The organism is Alistipes sp. An66 (assembly GCF_002161445.1).
GTDB lineage: Bacteria > Bacteroidota > Bacteroidia > Bacteroidales > Rikenellaceae > Alistipes > Alistipes cottocaccae.
Genome location: NZ_NFHT01000016.1, coordinates 1 through 20,863, shown reverse-complemented (window position 1 = coordinate 20,863; position 20,863 = coordinate 1). Strand labels below are relative to the sequence as shown.

The following is a 20,863-nucleotide window of genomic DNA, read 5'->3' as shown; positions in this document are numbered from 1 at the left end:
CATGTTCGACGTCGGAAAGATACGCGGGGAGTTCCCGATTCTGGAACGCAAGGTCTACGGGCGGCCGCTGGTCTACCTCGACAGCGGGGCTACGGCCCAGAAACCGCTGTCGGTGATCGAGACGGTCGACCGCCTGCACCGCGAGGGGAATGCCAACATCCACCGGGGCGTGCATCTGCTGTCGGAGGAGGCCACCGAGCGCTACGAGACGGCGCGGCAGGAGATCGCCGACTTCATCGGCGCTGCGGCGAAGGAGGAGATCGTCTTCACGGCCGGCGCCACGGCGTCGCTCAACACGGTGGCCTATGCGTGGGGCGACGCCTTCGTCGGCGCGGGCGACAACATCGTCGTCAGCGAGATGGAGCACCACTCGAACCTGGTTCCGTGGCAGCTGGTCGCCCGGCGGCGGGGCGCCGAGGTGCGGATGCTGCCCTTCGACGACGACGGGGCGCTGCGCACGGACCTGCTCCCGACGCTCATCGACTCCCGCACGCGCGTGGTCGCCGTGACGCAGGCCTCGAATACGCTCGGCACGCGCCCCGACCTGCGGCCCGTGATCGAGGCGGCGCATGCCGTGGGGGCCGTTGCGGTGGTCGACGGCTGTCAGGGCGTGGTCCACGGAGGTGTCGACGTCCGGACGCTGGACTGCGACTTCTACGCCTTCTCGGGCCACAAGCTCTACGGACCGACGGGCATCGGCGTCCTGTACGGCAAGCGGGAACTGCTCGAACGCATGCCGCCCTTCCTGGGCGGCGGCGACATGGTCGACCGGGTGTCGTTCGAGCGGACGACCTTCGCGCCCGTGCCGCTGAAATTCGAGGCCGGGACGGCCAACTTCGTCGGCGCCATCGGGCTGGGCGAGGCCGTGCGGTTCCTCCGGCGCTTCGACGCGGCGGAGATCGAGGCCCACGAGACGGCGTTGCTGACACGTGCCACCGAACGTCTTTCGGCCATCGACGGACTGCGGATCTTCGGCCGGACGCCGGACAAGTGCGCCATCGTGTCGTTCGACATCGAGGGCGTGCACCCCTACGACGTGGGGATGATTCTCGATAAACTGGGTATTGCGGTCCGCACGGGCCAGCATTGCGCCGAACCGGTGATGACGCACTTCGGCGTGACGGGCATGTGCCGGGCTTCGTTCGCCCTCTACAATACCGCGGAGGAGGTCGATGCACTGGTGGCCGGCGTGGCGCGGGCCGTCCGGATGCTGCGCAACTGAAAAAGGAGCAAACAGAATTACAGAAAACGGCGGACCGCTGCAAAAAGCTGCGGAGCGGGCAGCAGACGACCGAAGAAAACGCAATAAAACCGAAGAAAACCTATGTTCATCGTACTCGAAGGTCTGGACGGGGCCGGGAAATCGACCCAGATACGGCTGTTGCGCGACCTGCTCGCAGAGCGGGGCGTGGCGAGCGAATACGTGCATTTTCCGCGTTTCGACGCGCCGGTCTACGGCGAACTGATCGCCCGCTTCCTGCGGGGCGAATTCGGGGGCGTGAACGAGGTGGATCCCTATCTGGTTGCGCTGCTCTTTGCCGGCGACCGCGCCGAGGCGGGTCCGATGATCCGGCAATGGCTGTCGGAGGGCCGGGCGGTGATTCTGGACCGCTACGTCTGGTCGAACGTCGGCTTCCAGTGTGCGAAACTTCCGGCCGGGGAGGCGCGCGAGCGGCTGGCGCAGTGGATTCTGGACCTCGAATTCGGCCACAACGCGCTGCCGCGTCCCGACGTGTCGCTGTTCCTCGACGTGCCCTTCTCGTTCACGGAACGCAAACTCGCCGAGACGCGCGAAGGCGACGACCGCAGCTACCTGAACGGTGCGCGGGACATCCACGAGGATGCCCTGGATCTCCAACGGCGCGTGCGTGAGGTCTACCTCTCGATGGCGGCGCGGGACGCTTCGCTGCGTGTTGTGGCGTGCGGCGATCCGACGGGCGCGATGGAGACGCCGGAGCGCATATTCGAAAAAATCCGCGGGGCCCTCGCCCCGATAATCGGCGCACGATGAAAAGGACTCGGGGATTCAAGATTGCGGCCAACGTCTGCCGGGTGATTCTGGCGTGCACGTTCATTCTGTCGGGCTTCACGAAGGTGATCGACCCCTGGGGCACGGCGCTGAAAGTGAACGAGTACCTCTCGATCTACGGCATGGAGTGGTTGCAGCCCGCGGCGATGACCTTCTCGATCTGGCTGTGCGGCGCCGAACTGATGATGGGCTGCATGCTGCTCTTCAAGGTGCGCATCCGGCTGATCTCGATCTTTGCGGTGGTGTCGATGTGCTTCTTCACGGTGCTGACGCTGTTGAGCGCCACGGTGCTGCCGGTCGAGGACTGCGGATGCTTCGGCGATGCGCTGAAACTCACGCCCTGGGAGACCTTCGTGAAGAACCTCGTGCTGCTGCCGATGGCTGTCGTGGTGTGGTGGCGTTACCGCCCGGACAAGATCTTCGCCTTCAAGCCTGCGGAGGTTGCGCTGACCTGCATCTTCTTTTCGCTGTCGATGTATCTGGGGTACTACTGCTACATCCACCTGCCGCTGATCGACTTCCTGCCCTACAAGGTGGGTGTGAACATCCACGAGGCGATGCAGGCCCCGGCCGTTGAGGCGGGCGAGACGGAGACGGTGCTCGTCTACCGCAACCGCGCGACGGGCGAGGAGCGCGAATTCGCGTTGGAGGATCCCGAATGGCAGGACGACACGAAGTGGGAGTGGGTCGACACGCGCACGACGAGCGAAGCGCCGTCGATTCGTCCGTTGGTGAGCGAATTCGCGCTGCGCGATGCCGAAGGTGACGCCACGGAGGAGGTCATCACCCGGCCCGGCCGGGTCTACATGCTCTGCGTGACGGATTTCGACCGCCTGCCGCGGGGTTGTGCCCGGCGGATGGCGCGTCTGGCCGAGCGCGCCCGCAAAGAGGGCGCCGGGGTGGTGTGCCTGACGCCCGACCCGCTCTACGGGGAGATGTGGCACGACTTCGGAACGGGCGAGGTGCGGTGTTACAACATCGACGCCTCGACGATGCGGACGATGCTGCGGGCCGAAAACGGGCTCGTGGTGCTCGACGACGGAACGATCACGGCTAAAAGGAACTGTCGGGATATTCGTCCGTAGGGGCGCGCGGGCCGTTTCGTGCGGCATATGGTATGAAAGTTGACTCTCCCGGCGGAGAGTCGGCTTTTTCTTTTTTCCGAAGGGCGGCGGGAGGCCGCCGGGAGGTCGGGAACGGAGAGCCGGCCGCAGATTCAGACTTTCCGATCCATGCGCATCATTCCAATGTTGACAATTCTGCTGCTCGCCGGGTCCTGTTCGCACCGCACTCCGGCATCGCAGACGGTCCGTCCGGTGAAGGTCGTCACGGCCTCCGGTGCGGGGCTCATCGAGAAGGACTTCGCCGGCATGGCGACGCCCGACGATGCCGTGACGCTGGCCTTCAAACTCGCCGGACAGGTCCTGGATGTCCCCGTCTCGCAGGGCGAGCGGGTGGAGAAGGGGGCGTTGCTGGCCGAACTCGACCCGCGGGACATCGAGTTGCAGGTCGCGGCGACCCGCTCGGCCTTCGAGGAGGCGCGTTCCGTGCAGCAGCGCATGCAGCGGCTGCTGGCCCACGAGGCGGTGTCGCGTCAGGAGGCCGAGGCCGCGGCGACGCGCTACGCACAGGCCAAGTCCACGTATGACAATACGCTCGACCTGCTCAACGACACCCGCCTGCGGGCACCCTTCGCGGGAGTCGTCGAGCGCGTCTACGTCGACAATTTCGAGCGGGTGCAGGCCGGACAGTCGATCCTGCGGCTGGTGAATCCCGTGACGACGACCGTACAGTTCACCCTTCCGGAGAGTGCGCTGGACGTCCTGCGCGACTCGGCGACGCGCTTCTCGGTCCTTTTCGACAACTACCGCGGGGAGCTTTTCGCGGCACGCCTGAAAGATTACGCCGTCACGTCGTCCGACGCCTCCGGATTCCCCGTGTCGCTGACGCTCGACAATCCCTCGCCGGCTCGTTACCGCATCTCGCCCGGCATGTCGTGCACGATCACCATGCAGAGTCCCGATCCGGTTCCGGATGCCGTTTCGCTGCCCGTCTCGGCGATCTGCGCCCCGGCCGAGGGCGGTACCTGGGTCTGGATCGTGGGCGCGGACGACCGCGTCACGCGCCGTGCGGTGACGCTCGGCGAGCTGTTCGGCCGCGACCGTGTGGTCGTCGACAGCGGCGTGGCGCCCGGCGAGCGGGTCGTGACGGCCGGCGTCTACCGGCTCCGCGAGGGCGAACAGGTGCGGATTCTCAACTGATGCGGCCATGAACCTTCCGGAATATTCGCTGCGCAACGCCCGGGTGATCGGCTTTTTCCTCTTCCTGCTGCTCGTCGGCGGGATGGCGGGCTTCGCGACGCTGGGCAAGAAGGAGGACTCGACGTTCGTCATCAAGAGCGCCATGCTGCTGTGCTCCTACCCGGGAGCGACGCCGCAGGAGGTCGAGGAGATCATCACGGAGCCCATCGAACGCGAGGTGCAGTCGATGCGCCGCATCCACAAGATCACCTCGGAGTCGTGGTACGGACTCTCGAAGATCCAGGTCGAACTGGACCCGGGAACGCCCTCGCGCGAGATCCCGCAGCTGTGGGACGAACTGCGGCGCAAGACGCTGGACATCCGTCCGAAGCTCCCCGCCGAAGCCTCGGCGATCACCGTGGCGGACGACTTCGGCGACGTCTACGGCATCTACTACGGGCTCGCGGCCGACGAGGGCTTCTCCGATACCGAGCTGCGCGACTGGGCCCAGCGCCTGAAACGGGCGCTGGTGACCGTCGACGGCGTGCAGAAGGTGACCCTCTTCGGGGAGCAGAGCCCCGTGGTGAACGTCTACATGAGCCTCTCGGCGCTGGCGAACTTCGCGATCCGTCCGGAGACGATCGTCGCGACGATCGGCCAGCAGAACACGATCGTCGACAGCGGCGAGAAACAGGCCGGCGGAATGGAGATCCGCATCCTCGAGGACGGCACCTACCGCAGCCTCGACGATCTGGAAAACCAGTTGCTGATCTCCTCGTCGGGAAAACAGTACCGGCTGGGGGACCTGGCGCGCATCGAACGCGGATACGCCGAGCCGCCGCAGACGCTCATGCGCGTCGACGGACGCCGTGCCGTGGGAATCGGCGTATCGACCGAGCCGGAGTCCGATGTCGTGAAGGTCGGCGCGCGGATCGAGGCGCTGCTCGACGCCCTGACCGCCCGGATGCCCGTGGGACTGGAACTCACGGTGCTCTATCCCGAGAACCGCATCGCCCGCGAGGCGACGCGCACCTTTCTGCTGAACCTCGCCGAGTCGGTGGCGATCGTCATTGCGATCATCATGCTCGTGATGGGCTTCCGATCCGGGGTGCTGATCGGGAGTTCGCTGCTCTTCTCGATCGGCGGGACGCTGCTCGCGATGCAGTTCCTGGGCGAGGGGCTGAACCGCACGTCGCTCGCGGGCTTCATCATCGCCATGGGGATGCTGGTCGACAACGCCATCGTCGTTACCGACAACGCCCGTCAGGCGATGTTGCGCGGCACACCGCGGCGCGAGGCCTTCGTCCGGGGCGCCAACACGCCGCGGTGGAGCCTGCTGGGTGCGACGCTCATCGCCATCTTCTCGTTCCTGCCGCTGTATCTGGCGCCGTCGTCCGTGGCCGAGATCGTCAAGCCGCTCTTCGTGGTCATGGCCCTCTCGCTGCTGTTGAGCTGGGTGCTGGCTCTGACGCAGACGCCCCTGTTCGGCAACGCCATGCTGCGCGTCGCCCCGGCCGCCGGCGACCCCTACGATACGCCCTTCTACCGATGGTTCGACCGCCTGCTGGCGGCGCTGCTGCGCCATCGCTGGCTGACCGTGGCCGCCGTGACGGGGCTCTTCGCGCTCTCGCTCTTCGTCATGGGACGTCTGCCGCAGAACTTCTTCCCGTCGCTCGACAAGCCCTATTTCCGGGCCGACGTGCTGCTGCCCGAGGGCTGCAACATCCGCGACACGGAGCGGCATCTTGCGGCGATGGAGCAGTGGCTGCGCCGCCAGCCCGAGGTGAAAACCGTCTCCGCGACGGCGGGTTCCACGCCGCCGCGCTACTACCTGGCGAGCGGCAGCACGTCGCTGCGCCCCAACTTCGGCAATCTGCTGGTCGAACTGCACGACCGCCGCACGACGGCGGACGTCGAAACGCGCTTCAACGCCTGGGTCACGGCGTCGTTCCCCGACGTGTGGCTGCGTTCGTCGCTCTTCAAGCTCTCTCCCGTGCCGGATGCGGCGATCGAGTTCGGCTTCATCGGCGAGAATGCCGACACGCTGCGGCGCCTGACGGCCGCAGCCGAGCGGATCATGTGGCGGACCCCCGGGACGACGAACATCCGCAACAGCTGGGGCAACCGCATCCCGACGTGGCTGCCGCTCTACTCGCAGATGAAGGGCCAGCGCATCGGCATCACGCGCAGCCAGCTGGCCCGCGGCATCACGATCGCCACGCAGGGCTATCCGCTGGGGCAGTACCGCGAGGGGGACCGCTTCCTGCCGATTCTGCTCAAAGACGAGAACATCGCGGCCTACAACCTGACCAACTTGCAGGCGCTGCCGATCTTCAACCCCTCGGGGCGTGTCTTCTCGATCGGGCAGGCGACCGACGGCTTCCGCTTCGACTTCCGCCCGGGGGTGATCCGGCGCTTCGACCGCCAGCGGGTGATGAAGGCGCAGTGCGATCCGGACCGGGGCGTCAATACCATGCAGCTTTTTACGACGTTGCGCGACTCGCTGCAACGGGCCATCGCCCTGCCCGAAGGCTATGCGATGCGCGTCTTCGGCGAGCAGGAGAGCCAGCAGGAGTCGAACGCCGCGCTGGCGCGCTACCTGCCGCTGACCCTCGTGCTGATCTTCATCGTGCTGCTGCTTCTGTTCCGCAACTACCGCGATCCGGCGGTGATCCTGCTGATGATTCCGCTGATCTTCATCGGCGTGGTCCTCGGGCTGGCCGCCACGGGCAAGATCTTCAACTTCTTCTCGCTGCTGGGGCTGCTGGGGCTCGTCGGCATGAACATCAAGAACGCCGTGGTGCTCGTCGAACAGATCGGCACCCTGCGTCGCGAGGGGCGCACGCCGCGCGAGGCGCTCGTCGAGGCGACGCGCAGCCGCATCGTTCCCGTGACGATGGCCTCGGGGACCACCATCCTGGGCATGCTGCCGCTGCTGTTCGACTCGATGTTCGGGGCGATGGCCGCCACGATCATGGGCGGGCTGCTGGTGGCCACGCTGCTGACGATCTGCGTGCTGCCCGTCGTCTATGCACTGTTTTACCGCATCCGTTGACCATGAAACACCTGTTGTCGATCCTGATGCTGGCCGTCGGCCTTCCGGGGCTGTGCCAGACCACGTTGGAGGAGTACCGCACGGACGTCGCGGCGTACAGCCGGACGCTGAAACTCGCCGAAGCGAAGCGCACGGCCGCCGACGAGGAGTCGGGACAGGCCCGGACGGGCTACCTGCCGCGGCTGTCGGTGGAGGGCAGTTTCACGAAGAGCTTCCACCGCTATGAGGGCGTCGAGCCGTGGACGTTCGGCGTTCTGCCCCGGCTGGTCCAGACGCTTTACGGCGGGGGGTCGGTGCGTGCGGCGGTCGATCAGGCCGCGCTGGGCTACGACATTGCGCTCTGCGAGGAGGAGTTTTCGCGGCTCGACGTGCGCTTCGCGGCCGAATACGCCTATTGGAACCTCTCGGCCGTGGAGCTCTATGCGGAGTCGATGCGGCGTTACGTGACGCTGATCCGTTCGTTGAAGGAGGTGGTCGACCGCCGCTTCTCCGAGGGTTACATCGCCCGGGGCGACGTGCTGATGATCGACGCACGGTTGAGCGAGGCGGAGTACGAACTGGTGAGCGTCGAGCAGAACCGCGCGGTGGCGCTGCACAACTTCAACATCCTGCGCGGTGCGGACGCCGCAAAGCCGGTCGTGCTTGCGGAGGGGATCCGCGACACGCTCCCCATGCCGCAGCGGATTCCGGCGGAGGATGCCGTGGCGCGGCGTCCGGACCATGCGGCGGCGCAGTTGCGGCAGGCGCAGGCTGCGGCGGCGGTACGATCGGTGCGGGCTTCGTACAACCCGCAGGTAAGTGTCGGCGTCGGGGGTTCGTGGCAGCCCTACACGCCCAATACGGACGGGACGACGACGCTCGACGGTTCGGTATTCTTGCAGGTGTCGGTCCCGATCTTCCACGGGGGCGAACGCCGCCGGGCGACGGGGGCGGCGCGGGCCGTGGCGATGCAGCAGGAGTGGAGTGCGGCGGCGCTCCGCGACGACATCGTACGCGAGGAGATGAACGGCTGGACGGCGCTGGTGCAGAGCCGTGCGCAGGTCGACGCCACAGAGCAGAGCCTGCGCATCGCGGGCGAGAACCTCTCGATCAGCACCTATTCGTACAGCGAGGGGTTGGCAACGATCCTCGACGTCTTGCAGGCGCAGTTGAGCTGGATCCAGATCTACACGAATGCCATCCGTGCGCATTTCAACTATGCGGTGGCGGTCTCGGACTACCGCCGCATCACGGTGCAGTGAGGACGGTCGGCGGCATGAAAAAGCGGACGGAAGCTCCTCCTTCGCCGGGGAAGGATCCGGAGTCTCCGCCCGCAAACCGGCGTGTCAGCCCGATGGTCACGCCTTTACCGGCTCGGTGTTCACGACGGCGATCTCCCGCGTGACGGGGGCGATCCTGCGCAGCATCTGCATCAACCCGCAATACTGGTCGTGCGTCAGCTCGATGGCCCGGCTCGCCTTGCCGCGGTCGCCTTCGCCGCAGCATTCGACCCGGTAGATCACGTGGAAGCGCGTGAAGACACTCTCGGCATGGAGCGTCTCCGTCGAGAGGTCGCCCGACACGCTGATCTCGAAATTTCGGGGCGTCATGTGCTCCTTCTTCATGATCGCCAGCGCCGTGCGCCCCGCACACTGCGCCGCGGCATGCAACAGCTGCTCCTTGGGGTTCATCGACCCGCAATCCGCACTCCCGCGCGGCTCGAAACGACCCGCACGGCTCATCTGCAAATTCACTTTTTCGGTCATAAGTTCTGGTTTTTGGTTTGAACAATAACGCGACGGCAAATTCCGTTCCTTTGAGCGTGTGCAGTCGAATAAATTTCCTATCTTTGTCCGACCGTATGTGGGGCCGCACGGAGACCGCCCCGGGCCTTTGTCCTCCCCTGTGCGGAGCGACGGCCCGGCCCGCAAGAACCTCCCGGCGACCCGTTTAGAATGGAAGTGCTTATGCGAAAATCCCGGATATTCCTGCCGATTCTGGCCCTCGCGCTCTGCATGCCCGGAGTGCGTGCCGCGGGCTCCGATCCCGAAACCCTGATGCGGCGGGCCCGCGACCTCTTCGGCTACGGCCGTTGGAGCGACGCCCGCCACGAATTCCTGCGTGCGAAGGAGGCCCTCGACCCCTCGGAGCTGCTCCTCGCGCAGGAGGTCGAATACTATCTGGCGGCATGCGCCGTCGAACTCGGAAGCCCCGATGCCGAAGGGGCCCTGCGCGCCTTCGAGGAGCGCTATCCCGAGTCGGTCTACACGAACGACGTGCGCTTCTCGCTGGGGTCGTTCTACTGCTCCGTGGGGAACATGGACAGGGCCCGCGACGCCTTCGAACGCACCGATTACCGGACGTTGAGCCCGCAGCGCCGCGAACAGTACGACATCCGCATGGGATACGTCGAATTCACGCAGGGCGACTATCCGAAGGCCTACGAACATTTCGACCGGATCGGCAGCCGCAGCGAATACGCCGACCATGCGTGCTACTACCGCGCCTACATCGACTACGCCGAGGGCCGCTACGGCGTGGCCAAACAGGGCTTCAACTCGCTGCTGCGGAGCGACGCCTACCGGGCCGTGGTGCCTTACTACCTGTTGCAGATCGAGTTCCGCGAGGGCAACTACCGCTATGTCGTGGAGCACGGCGACGAGCTGGCGCAGAATGCCGTGCCGGAGCGGCGTGCCGAGCTCGAACGGGTGATCGCCGAGTCGTGGTTCCGGTTGGAAGATTTCAACCGGACGTTGGAGCATCTGGCCGCCTACCGCAGCGCCGGCGGCGAGATGGACCGCGACGCCTGCTATCTGGAAGGCTTCTCGCTCTACCGCACGGCGCGTTACGACGAGGCGGCCGAATGGCTGCGCAAGGCGTGCGGCGCCGAGGATGCCCTGACGCAGAACGCCTCCTACCACCTGGCCGACTGCTACCTGCGGGCCGGCGACAAGGAGCGGGCGATGCAGGCCTTTGCGATGGCTTCGGACGACTCGTTGGACGCCGCGGTGGCCGAGGATGCGCTGTTCAACTACGCCAAACTCCAATACGAACTGGGCGGCGGCGCCTTCAACGGCGCGATCAACGTCCTGACCCGTTATATCGAGCGTTACCCCGCGTCGCCGCGCACGCCCGAGGCCCGCACGCTGCTCATCGCCGCCTACTACAACTCGCGCGACTACGATGCCGCCTACCGCGCCATCAAGGCGATGCCGACGGGCGATGCGGAGATCCGCGCGGCGTTGCAGAAGATCGCCTATTACCGGGGTCTGGAAGCCTTCAAGGCGGGCGACATGCGTGCCGCACGGGAGTGCTTCGCCGAGTCGCAGTCGGCGAACGTCAGCCCCAAATACACGGCGTTGAGCACCTTCTGGCAGGGAGAGATCGCCTTCTCCGAGGGAGATTACGCCGTGGCGGCGGCCAAATACAACGCCTATCTGAAACGGGCGCCGCGCAGCGAACGCGAATATGCGCTGGCGTGGTACAACCTCGGCTACTGCGCCTTCGACCGCAACGACCTGGAACAGGCCGGGACGTCGTTCCGCAAGTTCCTCGGGGCCTACGGGCCGCAGGACCGCTACCGGGCCGATGCGCTGAACCGGCTGGGTGACGTGGCCTATTCGGACCGCCGTTTCGAGGAGGCCGTCGGGGAGTACGACCGGGCCATTGCGCTGGCGACTCCCGAAGCGGCGTATGCGCAGTACAAGCGGGCCGTGACGCTCGGCATTCTGGGCCGCACGGAGCAGAAGCAGCAGGCCCTGCGGCAGATCGAGGCCGCGGGCGGCGACTATGCCGACGAAGCCTCCTACGAGCTGGGCCGCAGCTACATTGCACAGGAGAAATACGCCGAGGGCGCCGCACAGTTGGAGCGCTTCGTGGCGAAATATCCCTCGTCGCCGCGCGTCGTGTCGGCGTGGTCGGACCTGGGACTGGCCTACCTGAACCTCGGCGACAAGCAGAAGTCGCTGGCCTGCTACGACCGCGTGGTGGGGGCGGCGCCGCAATCCTCCGAGGCGCGGGGCGCGATGCAGAGCATCCGCGAGATCTACGTCTCCGAGGGCGATGCCGACGCCTATTTCGACTATGCTGCCAAGTCGGGCATGGAGAGCGACCTGACGGCGCTGTCGCGCGATTCGCTGTCGTTCGCCGCGGCGCAGAAACTCTACCTCGACGGCGACCGTGCGGCGGCGACCCGTTCGCTGCGCAGCTATGTGGAGAACTATCCGAAGGGTTCCTGGCGCACCGATGCGCTCTACTATTTGAGCGACTGCTATCTGGTGGCGGGCGAGCGGGAGCATGCCATCGAGACCCTCACGGCGCTGGCCGATCAGGGTACGACGCAATATACGCTCCCGGTGCTGGAAAAACTGGCCGGGATGACCTTCGAGGACCAACGCTGGGACGAGTCGGCGGCGGCCTACCGGCGGCTGTACGACGCCGCCCCGAGCCGGGGCGGGCGTGAGGATGCCATGACGGGCTACGTGCGGGCCACGGTGGCCGGGGGCGATGCGGCGAAGATCGCCGCGATGGCCGCCGATGTCGCAGCCTGCAAGGATGCCGGCACGGTGGCGGTCCGCGAGTCGAAATATGCCCTGGCCACGCAGCTCCGCGAACAGGGCGATGCGGCCGCTGCCGGGAAACTTTACCGCGAACTGGCCGGGGAGGTGCGCACGAAGGAGGGTTCCGAGGCCGCCTACCGCCTGATCGAGACGACCTTCGCAAGCGGCGACATGGACCGCACCGAAAAGGAGGTCTTCGCCTTCTCGGATCGGGAGCCGCAGCCCTACTGGCTTGCGAAGGCTTACCTGCTGCTGGGCGATGTCTATGTCCGCAAGGGCGACACGTTCCAGGCGCGCGCCACGTGGCAGAGCGTGGCCGACGGCTATTCGCCCGATGACGACGGGATCGTCGAGGAGGCCCGGGCGCGAATCGCAAAACTCAACTGACGATGAAAAGATTCTGGATGATAGCCGCCTGTGCGGCGGTGGTGCCGCAGCTGGTTGCGGCACAGGTCGAGAAACGGGTCGAGGTGACGAAGGCCTATGTCCCGCGGGTGGAAAGCGCCCTGAAACTGGCCGTCGAGCCCGACATGACCGATACGACGCGGATGCGTCCCGAAATCGACTATACGGTGACGCCGCTGTCGTTGCAGACGACGCTCGCGACGCGCCCGATCCGTCCGGCGACGGTGACCTACTGGGAGTTCAACCGTCCGCTGCCGTTCTACCTGAAAGTCGGGGCGGGGTATCCGCTCAATTCGGTGCTGGACTTCTATGCCTCGACGCAGAATCCCTCGACGGGCTATGTCATCGGGTATCTGAACCATGAGGGGCGTTATGCGAAGATCGCCAACGAGGCCGGCGTGAAGAACAACTCCACGCGGATGTACAACCGTGCCGGGGTTGCGGCGGGGAAGTACTTCGGACGGCATGTTCTCGAAGGGGAGCTCTCCTACGACAACCGCATGTACCACCGCTACGGAAGCTATACGACCGATCCGGATCTCCCGGAGGAACAGCTCCGGGCGCTCGGCATCGGGGGAATGAACGACTATGGCGATGCGGCCCTTTCGGTGCGCTTCGGTGATGATTTCCAGGACCTTTCGCGGGTGAATTTCGAGGTGGGGCTGCATGGCGACCTCTTCTTCGACCACTCCGACCTGCCGGGCGACGGAGAGCGTTCCCGCCAGCTGAACCTCGGGGCCGAAGGGCGGATCGCCAGGAGCTTCGGACGCAGCAGCTTCTCGCTGGGAATCGGTTACGATGCCTTCGGAGGGCAGCAGTGGCTGTCGGGCTGCTGGCAGCAGTTGATCCGGGCCTCGCTGCGCTACCATTATGCCGGCGGTGTCGTCGGGCTCGAAGCCGGGGCCGACTACTACCACGACCGGGTCGAGACGCCGGGCGAACCCGAGGCGCTGGCCGAGACGGGCGACTACTTCATTCCCTTCGCACGCCTTGTCTTCAATCTGGGAACTCCGGGCCTGAAACCCTTCTTCGAGGCCGACGGCGGGGTCAGCCCCAACGATTTCCGCACACTGACCGCCGTGAATCCCTACGTGGCGCCGGGGACGTGGCTGGACAAGAGTTCGGTGGATTACAACTTCCGGGCGGGTCTGAGCGGCTCGCTGTGGCGCAACCGATTCACCTACCGGGTCTATGCCGGATTCTCGGTGCAGGACAACCGCCTCTTCTGGGCGACACTCCTCGAACGCTCGGGGGCGGCCGGCGAATACGAAACCTTCGCCTCGACCTTCATCCCGCAGTTGGGACGCCAGACCGTGACGTCGTTCAACGGCGAAATCGAGTACCGCCCGATCAGTTCGCTGCGGTTCGACCTCGGCGTGCACGGCCGCTTCTACAACAAGGAGTGCGACTGGGCCAACGGCGAGGCGTCGTTCGTCGGCAATATCGGGGTGGACTACACGGGCCGCAAGATCTCGTTCGGGATCGAGGCCCGTATGGAGAGCGAACGCAGCTGGTCGACGCTCGACTACATGTTTGTTGACGAAGCGCGCTACCTGCCGGTCTTCAAGGCGCCCTTTACGGTGGACCTGCGCGCACACTTCGACTGGCGGGTCTCGCACCGCGTAACGCTCTTCGCCGAAGGCCGCAACCTGGCCGATCAGCGGCTCTTCGACTTTGCCCGCTATCCCGAACTGGGGGCCAACTTCACGGTGGGCGTCAAGGCCAACTTCTGACCCTGCGGGCGGGTGAACTTCCGTGCCGCAACGAAAACCGGCCGAAAGATCTTTCTTTTCGGTTGCGGAGTACCAACCTGCGAAATTTTTGCTAAATTGGACACGTATTGCGGAACGATCCGCGATACGTGTCCAACTTTTAAAACGAATCATTATGAAACATGTCATGCCCGAGCTTCCCTACGCTCCGGAAACCCTTGCCCCGAAGATGAGCCGCGAGACGCTCGACTACCACTACGGCAAGCATCTGCAAACCTACGTGGATAACCTGAACCGGCTGATCCCCGGAACGCCTTACGCCGAGATGCCGCTCGACGAGATCGTGCGCCGGGCCGACGGCGCCGTCTTCAACAACGCCGCGCAGGCGTGGAACCATACCTTCTTTTTCCGGTCGCTGACCCCCACGCAGAGCGCCATGCCGGAGACGCTGGCCGCAAAACTTGCCGCCGCATTCGGATCGGTGGAGGCTTTCAGGGAGCAGTTCACGAAGGCGGCCGTGGGGCTGTTCGGCTCCGGCTGGGTGTGGCTCGCCGCCGACCGGTCGGGAAACCTCTCGATCGTCGCCAAACCGAATGCCGGAAACCCGATGACCGACGGATTGCGCCCCGTGCTGACGGTCGATGTCTGGGAGCACGCCTACTACATCGACTACCGCAACCGCCGGGCCGATTTCGTGGCGGCGTGGTGGGATCTGGTCGACTGGAAGCAGGTTGCGGAGCGCTGCATCCCGCGGCGCTGGAAGTGCACGGCGTGCGACTACGTCTACGATCCCGCGAAGGGCGATCCCGAGACGGGCATTGCCCCCGGCACGCCTTTCGAGGAGATTCCCGCCGACTGGGCCTGCCCGCTCTGCGGACTTTCGAAGGAGGCATTCCGCCCGGAGTAGCAGCAGGAGATTCCGGATCGGTCGTCCGACCCGGACCGTATCGTCTTAATTGAGAAAAACATGAAACTGAAATACGGATTGTTGGGTGTCGCCGCGTTGTGCGGCACCATGCAGGCGCTGGCCTGCACGGGCATTTCGCTGACGGCCGCCGACGGCAGTTACGTCCAGTCCCGCACCATCGAGTGGGGCAGCAGCGCCCTGGAAAGCATGTATGTCGTCATTCCGCGCGGACAGCAGCTCCGCTCGCTCACGCCCACCGGCGGCCAGGGGCTCGCCTACACGGCGCGTTACGGCGTGGTGGGGCTGGCCGTCGTCGAGCAGGCGTTCATCGCCGAGGGAATCAACGAGGCCGGGCTTTCGGCCGGGCTCTTCTTCTTCCCGCAGTACGGCGGTTACGAGACCTACGACCCGGCGCAGGAGGCTCGCACGCTGGTCGATTTGCAGGTTGCCGGGTGGATCCTCACGCAGTTCTCCACGATCGACGAGGTGAAGGCCGCGATCGGGAAGGTCCGCATCGTGGGGTTGGAGAAGAATGCCGTCGTGCACTGGCGCATCGGCGAACCTTCGGGACGCCAGGTGGTGTTGGAGATCGTCGGCGGCGTGCCTCACTTCTACGAGAACGAGGTCGGGGTGCTGACCAACGCGCCCGGTTTCGAGTGGCAGGTGACCAACCTGAACAACTACGTGAATCTCCGCCCGGGGGAGGTTGAACCCTACCAGGTGGGCGAAAAGACCCTGCGGGCCTTCGGCGCCACGGCGGGTTTTCTGGGTCTTCCGGGCGACGACACGCCGCCGTCGCGCTTCGTGCGTGCGGCCTTCTTCCGCGCTACGGCGCCGCAGCGTGCCACGGCTTTCGAGACGGTGCAGGAGTGCTTCCACCTGCTCAACAACTTCGACGTGCCCATCGGGCTCGAACACCCTGCCGGGCAGTGCCCCGACATTCCGAGCGCCACGCAGTGGACCTCGGCCATCGACCTGACCCACCGGACGGTCTACTACAAGACGGCCTACAACAACACGATCCGCTGCATCGACCTCTCGCAGATCGACTTCGGGAAGGTGCGCTACCAGTCGCATCCGCTGGACCGTGTGCAGCAGCAGCCCGTCGAGCGGATCACGGTGAAGTGATTCCGCCGCACGGCCCGCACCCGGCCCGCACCCGGCCGGCATCCGTGCAGCACGCCTCCGCGCCCGGCCGGCAGCCGGCCCGGCACGCGAAGCGACCCGTCGGACGGTCAGCGCCCGGCGATGAGGAATAATCCGAGGCCTCGGTCCCCGGCAAGGGGCCGGGGTCTTTTATTTGCGGAAGATGAAGTAGGCGGCCAGAATCAGACAGAGGAATCCGGCAATATGGTTCCAGCGCAGCGAGTCGGATTTCATGAAGACAAGCGCGAAGATCGCGAAGACCGTGAGCGAGATGACCTCCTGAACGACTTTCAGTTCCCAGATCGAGAAGGGACCGCCGAATTCGGCCGATCCGATGCGGTTTGCCGGCACCTGGAAGCAGTATTCGAAGAGGGCGATGCCCCAACTCAAAAAGATGATGGCCATGGCTCCGAAACGTTCGAGCCGTGATTTGAAGGCGATATGCCCGTACCAGGCCAGCGTCATGAAGGCGTTGGAGATGACGAGCAGCAAAACGGTGGCAAATCCCCGGAACATAAGTCGCACATTTGAAAACGGCGCAAAAATAGCGAATTTTTCCGAATGCGTGCTCTTCGGGGCTTAAAAACATCTTCTCCGGGGCCGGAAAAGCGGCTCATGGGCATGCCGTCTCGCCGCGTCTCCTCGCCGCGTCTCCATGCTTTGCCCGCTCTTCTTGCCGTTCCCTTTCCGGTTCAGGCCAGCAGGGCGTCGAGGTCCGTGAGGAGGTCGGCGAAGGTGTCGATCACCCGGTCGGCGTCGGTTTCGCGTTCCAGCACCTCGCGCGGAAGGGTGGTCGCCAGCGCCACGATACGTCCGACGCCGGCCCGGCGTGCCGATTCGATGCCGGCCTTGGCATCCTCGAAGACCACGCAGTCGGCCGGGTCCGTTCCTGCGGCCGCGGCGGCTTTGAGGTAGATCTCCGGGTCGGGTTTGCAGCGCGTGACCGCATCGCCCGAGATCCGGGCCTCGAACCACGCCCCGATGTCGCACTTTTCCAGTACGAAATCGACGTTTTTCCGGCATCCCGACGACCCGACGGCGCAACGGACGCCCCGGTCGTGCAGTGCCGCGAGCAGTTCGCGAAGCCCCTCGACGGGCCGGATTTCCGGGGCATATAACTCGCGGTAGATGGCCTCCTTCTCCTCGGCCAGCGCCGCGGTGCCCTTGACACGGATGATCGCTTCGGGCATGATCAGACGCATGATGTCGTCGTTGCCCATGCCGTATCCCCGGGAGAGGCGTTCCTTCCAGTCCGTGACGCCGTAGCGGTCGCAGAAGATCTCGAAGGCCCGGATATGGGCCGCGGTGTTGTCCACCAGCGTGCCGTCCATGTCGAACAGAGCTGCTTTTTTCATGGTTCGGTTTGTTTTTGCGCCGTCAAAGATAGGGAAAATCCTCCGATTCGGCACCGCCGCAGGGTCAGAATTTGAGCTGGATGCCGAGGTTCACGGCGAAATTCTGTACCTCCTGACCGGGAACCGCATTCCGATGGGTCAGCCGCCAGATGCAGTCCACGCGGAAGAGTTTGAAGATGTTCTCCACGCCGAACCCCGCCTCGACGTAGGGGTCCGATACGGATCCCATGCCGATCGGGAAGAGCAGCGGGGCCTGTGTGCCGATCCGTGCCCCGTTGTTCTTTTCCGAAAGCGTTCCCCAGACACCCTTGCAGATCAGGACCTCCCGCCATTTCAACTTCTTGACGAGGGGCACTCTCCCGAGCAGCACTCCGTTGAAGTGGTGCTCCCAGAACCACGACACCCACGTGTCGGAGGCGAATTCGTAGTAGTTCATGCACGAGAAGGCGTAGGTGTCGTAGAAGTAGGTGCCGTTTCCCTCGTGGAGTTTCAGCAGCGGGTAGGGGACCCGCCCGAAGAGCCGCCCGCCCTGGACGGTGATCTCCGAATAGCCGATCGGCGGCAGGTCGGGACGGTAGCGGATGCTCCCCACCAGCCTGTAATATTCGGGGCTGTGGCGCAGCAGTCCGGGGATTCCGGCCGTGAACGAGAGCGTCGCCACGGGATAGACCGTCCCGAGGTAGTGCTTGTCGAAGGGCAGGCGGTAGACCATCTCGTCCTTCGACAGGCGGATGCCGATCTGCACTGCGGCATCCGTGATTCCCCCCGTCGGGAGTCCGTCGGGCCGCACCATCGGGACGTAGCGGTTGCCGTAGATCCGTTCCATCCGCATGCCGACGCTGGTGCTGATGCCGTGGCGCCATTCGTGCTCGTAGGTCGCCTCGCCGCGGTCGACCATCGAGAGCCGCTGGTCTCCGCGCGAGAGAATCGAGGCGAGGATATTGCTCTCGGTCAGGGCGTTCTGTCCGGCGCCGAGCTGCACCACGTCGTGGCGTCCGGCGAGGGTCAGCTTGCGTGTCAGCCGCCGCGAGAAGGCCAGTTCGAGGCTTCCGCCGCCCTTCACCCGCTCGTCGCGCGTGCCGTAGGCGACGTAGCCGCCCAGCCGGACCCGGCGGCTGAATTCGGAGGTCGTACGCAGCCCCGCCTGCATGCGGAATCCTTCCAGATCGTTGAAGCTCCCCAGTTTGTAGTAGGGTCCGATGCCGATGTACTTCGTGTTCCAGTAGCCGGCGATCAGCGTGTTGATCACGGTGTAGATGTTGCGGTAGAGCGGGACCTGCTGCACGGAGTCTACCATGTTGTAGATACGCCGTTCGCGGTCGCTCAACCGATAGGGGCGTATGGTTTCCCAGTAGGCTTCGGCGTCCTCTCCGGGGTCGTGCTTTTCGATCACGACGTTGTTGTCCATGCGTCGCACCTCGTCGGGGATCGGCTCGCCGATGCGCACGTCGGAGTAGACCACCTCGCGCGTTCCGAGGAACGAGGTGAGCTTCGTCGAGTCGGCCCCCGAGACGGAGAATTCGGCCGAGACCCGGTCGCGGGCCCGGAACCAGCTTCCGTCGGGCAGACGGCGGTTTTCGTTTTCGAGTTGCAGGTGCCGCACCCAGTTGACGTTCACACCCCGGGGCATGCGTGCCGTGGCCGATACGAGCGCGAAGCTCGCCGAGTCGATGTTGATCTCTCCGTCGAGCACCGGCGTGGTCGTGCGCTTGGGGTGGAAGCGGATCTTGTAGACCTTGCGTCCTTCGCGGCAGGTGCTGTCCACGAGGAAATAGTCGTAGAAACTCCTTCCGCCCTCGGCCAGCGGGCTGGCGAAGCGGATGTTGAACAGGTCGATGAAGTTGTCGTAGAAATTCACGTCGCCGTGCATTCCGCCGGTGAACTGCGCCACGGCGAAGTCGTTCTCGACGCCCGAAATGCGGCTGGCGCGGATCACCTCGCGTTTGAATTCCGGGTTGCGGCTCCGGTAGAGGTCGGCCGTCGCCTCGGAGATCATCGCCGGGAGGTAGGGCTGTCCGGTGAGGGCCGAGGTGTCCACGTAGTCGAAGATGAATCCGAAGTTGCGTTGCAGCCTCCGGCTCCGGAACTTCGTTCGGATGTTCGTCAGGTCGAGCTCCATTTTCGTATAGGTCCGGCAGCGGTAGGAGTCGTGGCGGTCCGGGTCGTTGCGGGATCTGTTGCGCAGGACGCCGTCGAGGATCGGGAAGGCGGGGTTTTCGCCCGGGGTGATGACCACCTGTCCGATGTCGAACTCCACGGCTTCGAGCACGAAGTCCACGCGGTTGAAGATTCCGGGCGTGACCGGGCGTGTGCGGGTGGCGTAGCCGATCATCGAGGCCTGGACGCGGCTCACCGTGTCGCGGGTTTCGAGCGCGTAGACGCCCTGTTCGTCGGTGGTGATGCCGACGGTCGTCCCGGGGAACACGACGCTCACGAACCGCAGCGGCACACCGTTTCCGTCGGTCACCTGACCGCGGACGCGGGTGCTCTGCGCCTGTGTTCCGACAATTCCGGAGAGGAGCGCCAGAATCCCGAGGATCATTCTCCGTATCATGATGGGACAAATGTAAGAAAAAAGAACAGATCCGGCGAAAATAAACTACCTTTGCGCGAAAACAGCCGATAAACAGGACAGAATGGCACGCGGAAAAATCGAAAAAACGAATGCCGCCCGTCTGCTCGACCGGGCGAAGATCGCTTACGAACTGGTTCCTTACGAGGTCGACGAGGAGCATCTGGCCGCGACGCACGTCGCCGAGCAGCTGGGCGAGGATATCTCCACCGTGTTCAAGACGCTGGTGTTGAAGGGCGACCGCACGGGATATTTCGTTTGTGTGGTTCCGGGCGACCACGAGGTCGACCTGAAAGCCGCCGCGAAGGTCTCGGGCAACAAGAAGTGCGATCTGATTCCGATGAAGGAGCTGCTGCCCGTGACGGGTTACATCCGCGGGGGCTGTTCGCCGATCGGCATGAAGAAACTCTTCCCGACCTACATTCACGTTTCGGCCGAGGCGTTGCCGTTCATCTACATCAGTGCGGGGGTTCGGGGCTTGCAGCTGCGGCTCGACCCGAAGGCGCTGGCGGTCTACGTCCGGGCATCCTTCGCCGAAATCTAACCCCGGCTAAAAGCCGGGTTTCAGGAACGGAGGAGCCTTTGCGGGGTTTCCGATCCGGTTCCGCGCGTCGACCGTCGACGCGCGGAACTGTTTTTCATATTCATAAATTGTGCGCTGGAAAATCTCCGGCTTGATGAAAAAATCGAAAAGAAAGATGCGGACTAAAAATGCGAGCGCCGGGGACGGTTTGCTTGCAAACCCGCGAATAGTCGCCCGGCGCCGGCTTAAAAAGCCGGTTTTGTGGGCGGAGGTATGTCCGAAAGGTTCGGATTCAGGTCTGCGCTTCGAACGTTGGACGCGGATTCACGATTCGGAAACCTCGTGAGTTTCCGCAGCCCACAAATCCCCTTTCTTAAAGGG

16 protein-coding genes are annotated in these 20,863 nt (G+C 64.8%); 12 read left to right on the top strand and 4 right to left on the bottom strand.

The features are described from left to right. The first annotated feature begins 1 nt into the window (after window position 1). From B5G16_RS10195 to B5G16_RS10170, 6 genes are all read left to right on the top strand, one after another. Window positions 2–1,222 (top strand): cysteine desulfurase, encoded by a 1,221-nt coding sequence (locus B5G16_RS10195; RefSeq protein WP_087263639.1) that lies wholly within the window; start codon window positions 2–4, stop codon window positions 1,220–1,222. Window positions 1,223–1,324: 102 nt separating this feature from the next. Then, on the top strand, window positions 1,325–2,011 hold the full coding sequence (tmk, locus tag B5G16_RS10190) for a dTMP kinase (RefSeq protein WP_087263638.1): 687 nt from the start codon (window positions 1,325–1,327) through the stop codon (window positions 2,009–2,011). Next, window positions 2,008–3,114 (top strand): BT_3928 family protein, encoded by a 1,107-nt coding sequence (locus B5G16_RS10185; RefSeq protein ID WP_087263637.1) that lies wholly within the window; start codon window positions 2,008–2,010, stop codon window positions 3,112–3,114. Before tmk ends, B5G16_RS10185 begins: the two co-directional genes overlap by 4 nt. Before the next feature lie 147 nt (window positions 3,115–3,261). Beyond that, a complete protein-coding gene (locus B5G16_RS10180; protein WP_087263636.1) occupies window positions 3,262–4,290 on the top strand; it encodes an efflux RND transporter periplasmic adaptor subunit in 1,029 nt (342 codons plus the stop codon). Window positions 4,291–4,297: 7 nt separating this feature from the next. After that, on the top strand, window positions 4,298–7,324 hold the full coding sequence (locus B5G16_RS10175; protein ID WP_087263635.1) for an efflux RND transporter permease subunit: 3,027 nt from the start codon (window positions 4,298–4,300) through the stop codon (window positions 7,322–7,324). A gap of 2 nt (window positions 7,325–7,326) precedes the next feature. Next, entirely contained in the window at window positions 7,327–8,565 is a 1,239-nt protein-coding gene (locus B5G16_RS10170) for a TolC family protein (protein WP_087263634.1), read from the top strand. 96 nt (window positions 8,566–8,661) lie between these two features. Here B5G16_RS10170 and B5G16_RS10165 read toward each other — a convergent pair whose 3' ends face one another. Next, the gene (locus B5G16_RS10165; RefSeq protein ID WP_087263633.1) at window positions 8,662–9,069 is read right to left on the bottom strand and encodes an OsmC family protein; all 408 of its coding nucleotides are present in this window, start codon (window positions 9,067–9,069) and stop codon (window positions 8,662–8,664) included. Between the two features lie 201 nt (window positions 9,070–9,270). Between B5G16_RS10165 and B5G16_RS10160 the strand changes: the two genes are divergently transcribed. The 4 genes from B5G16_RS10160 (at window position 9,271) to B5G16_RS10145 (ending at window position 16,014) form a co-directional block, all read left to right on the top strand. Then, a complete protein-coding gene (locus tag B5G16_RS10160) occupies window positions 9,271–12,249 on the top strand; it encodes a tetratricopeptide repeat protein (RefSeq protein ID WP_087263632.1) in 2,979 nt (992 codons plus the stop codon). Window positions 12,250–12,251: 2 nt separating this feature from the next. Continuing rightward, a complete protein-coding gene (locus tag B5G16_RS10155; protein WP_087263631.1) occupies window positions 12,252–14,000 on the top strand; it encodes a hypothetical protein in 1,749 nt (582 codons plus the stop codon). 154 nt (window positions 14,001–14,154) lie between these two features. Then, window positions 14,155–14,886, top strand: coding sequence for a Fe-Mn family superoxide dismutase (locus B5G16_RS10150; protein ID WP_204228078.1), 732 nt, complete (start codon window positions 14,155–14,157; stop codon window positions 14,884–14,886). A 60-nt stretch (window positions 14,887–14,946) separates the two neighbouring features. Beyond that, a complete protein-coding gene (locus B5G16_RS10145; protein WP_087263630.1) occupies window positions 14,947–16,014 on the top strand; it encodes a linear amide C-N hydrolase in 1,068 nt (355 codons plus the stop codon). A gap of 168 nt (window positions 16,015–16,182) precedes the next feature. Here B5G16_RS10145 and B5G16_RS10140 read toward each other — a convergent pair whose 3' ends face one another. The 3 genes from B5G16_RS10140 to B5G16_RS10130 all read right to left on the bottom strand — a co-directional run bounded on the left by B5G16_RS10140 (window position 16,183) and on the right by B5G16_RS10130 (window position 19,941). Next, the gene (locus tag B5G16_RS10140; protein ID WP_087263629.1) at window positions 16,183–16,548 is read right to left on the bottom strand and encodes a DMT family protein; all 366 of its coding nucleotides are present in this window, start codon (window positions 16,546–16,548) and stop codon (window positions 16,183–16,185) included. A gap of 176 nt (window positions 16,549–16,724) precedes the next feature. Next, a complete protein-coding gene (locus B5G16_RS10135) occupies window positions 16,725–17,387 on the bottom strand; it encodes an HAD family hydrolase (RefSeq protein WP_087263628.1) in 663 nt (220 codons plus the stop codon). 64 nt (window positions 17,388–17,451) lie between these two features. Next, window positions 17,452–19,941 carry a DUF5686 family protein gene (locus B5G16_RS10130; RefSeq protein ID WP_087263627.1) on the bottom strand — a complete coding sequence of 830 codons (2,490 nt, stop codon included), beginning with the start codon at window positions 19,939–19,941 and terminating at the stop codon, window positions 17,452–17,454. Between the two features lie 82 nt (window positions 19,942–20,023). Here B5G16_RS10130 and ybaK point away from each other — a divergent pair, with 82 nt between their 5' ends. Together ybaK and B5G16_RS12600 are read left to right on the top strand one after the other, a co-directional pair. Beyond that, complete coding sequence (gene ybaK / locus B5G16_RS10125) at window positions 20,024–20,503, top strand: Cys-tRNA(Pro) deacylase (RefSeq protein ID WP_087263626.1); 480 nt, start codon at window positions 20,024–20,026, stop codon at window positions 20,501–20,503. A gap of 133 nt (window positions 20,504–20,636) precedes the next feature. After that, the gene (locus B5G16_RS12600; protein WP_143260865.1) at window positions 20,637–20,828 is read left to right on the top strand and encodes a hypothetical protein; all 192 of its coding nucleotides are present in this window, start codon (window positions 20,637–20,639) and stop codon (window positions 20,826–20,828) included. Window positions 20,829–20,863 lie beyond the last annotated feature (35 nt).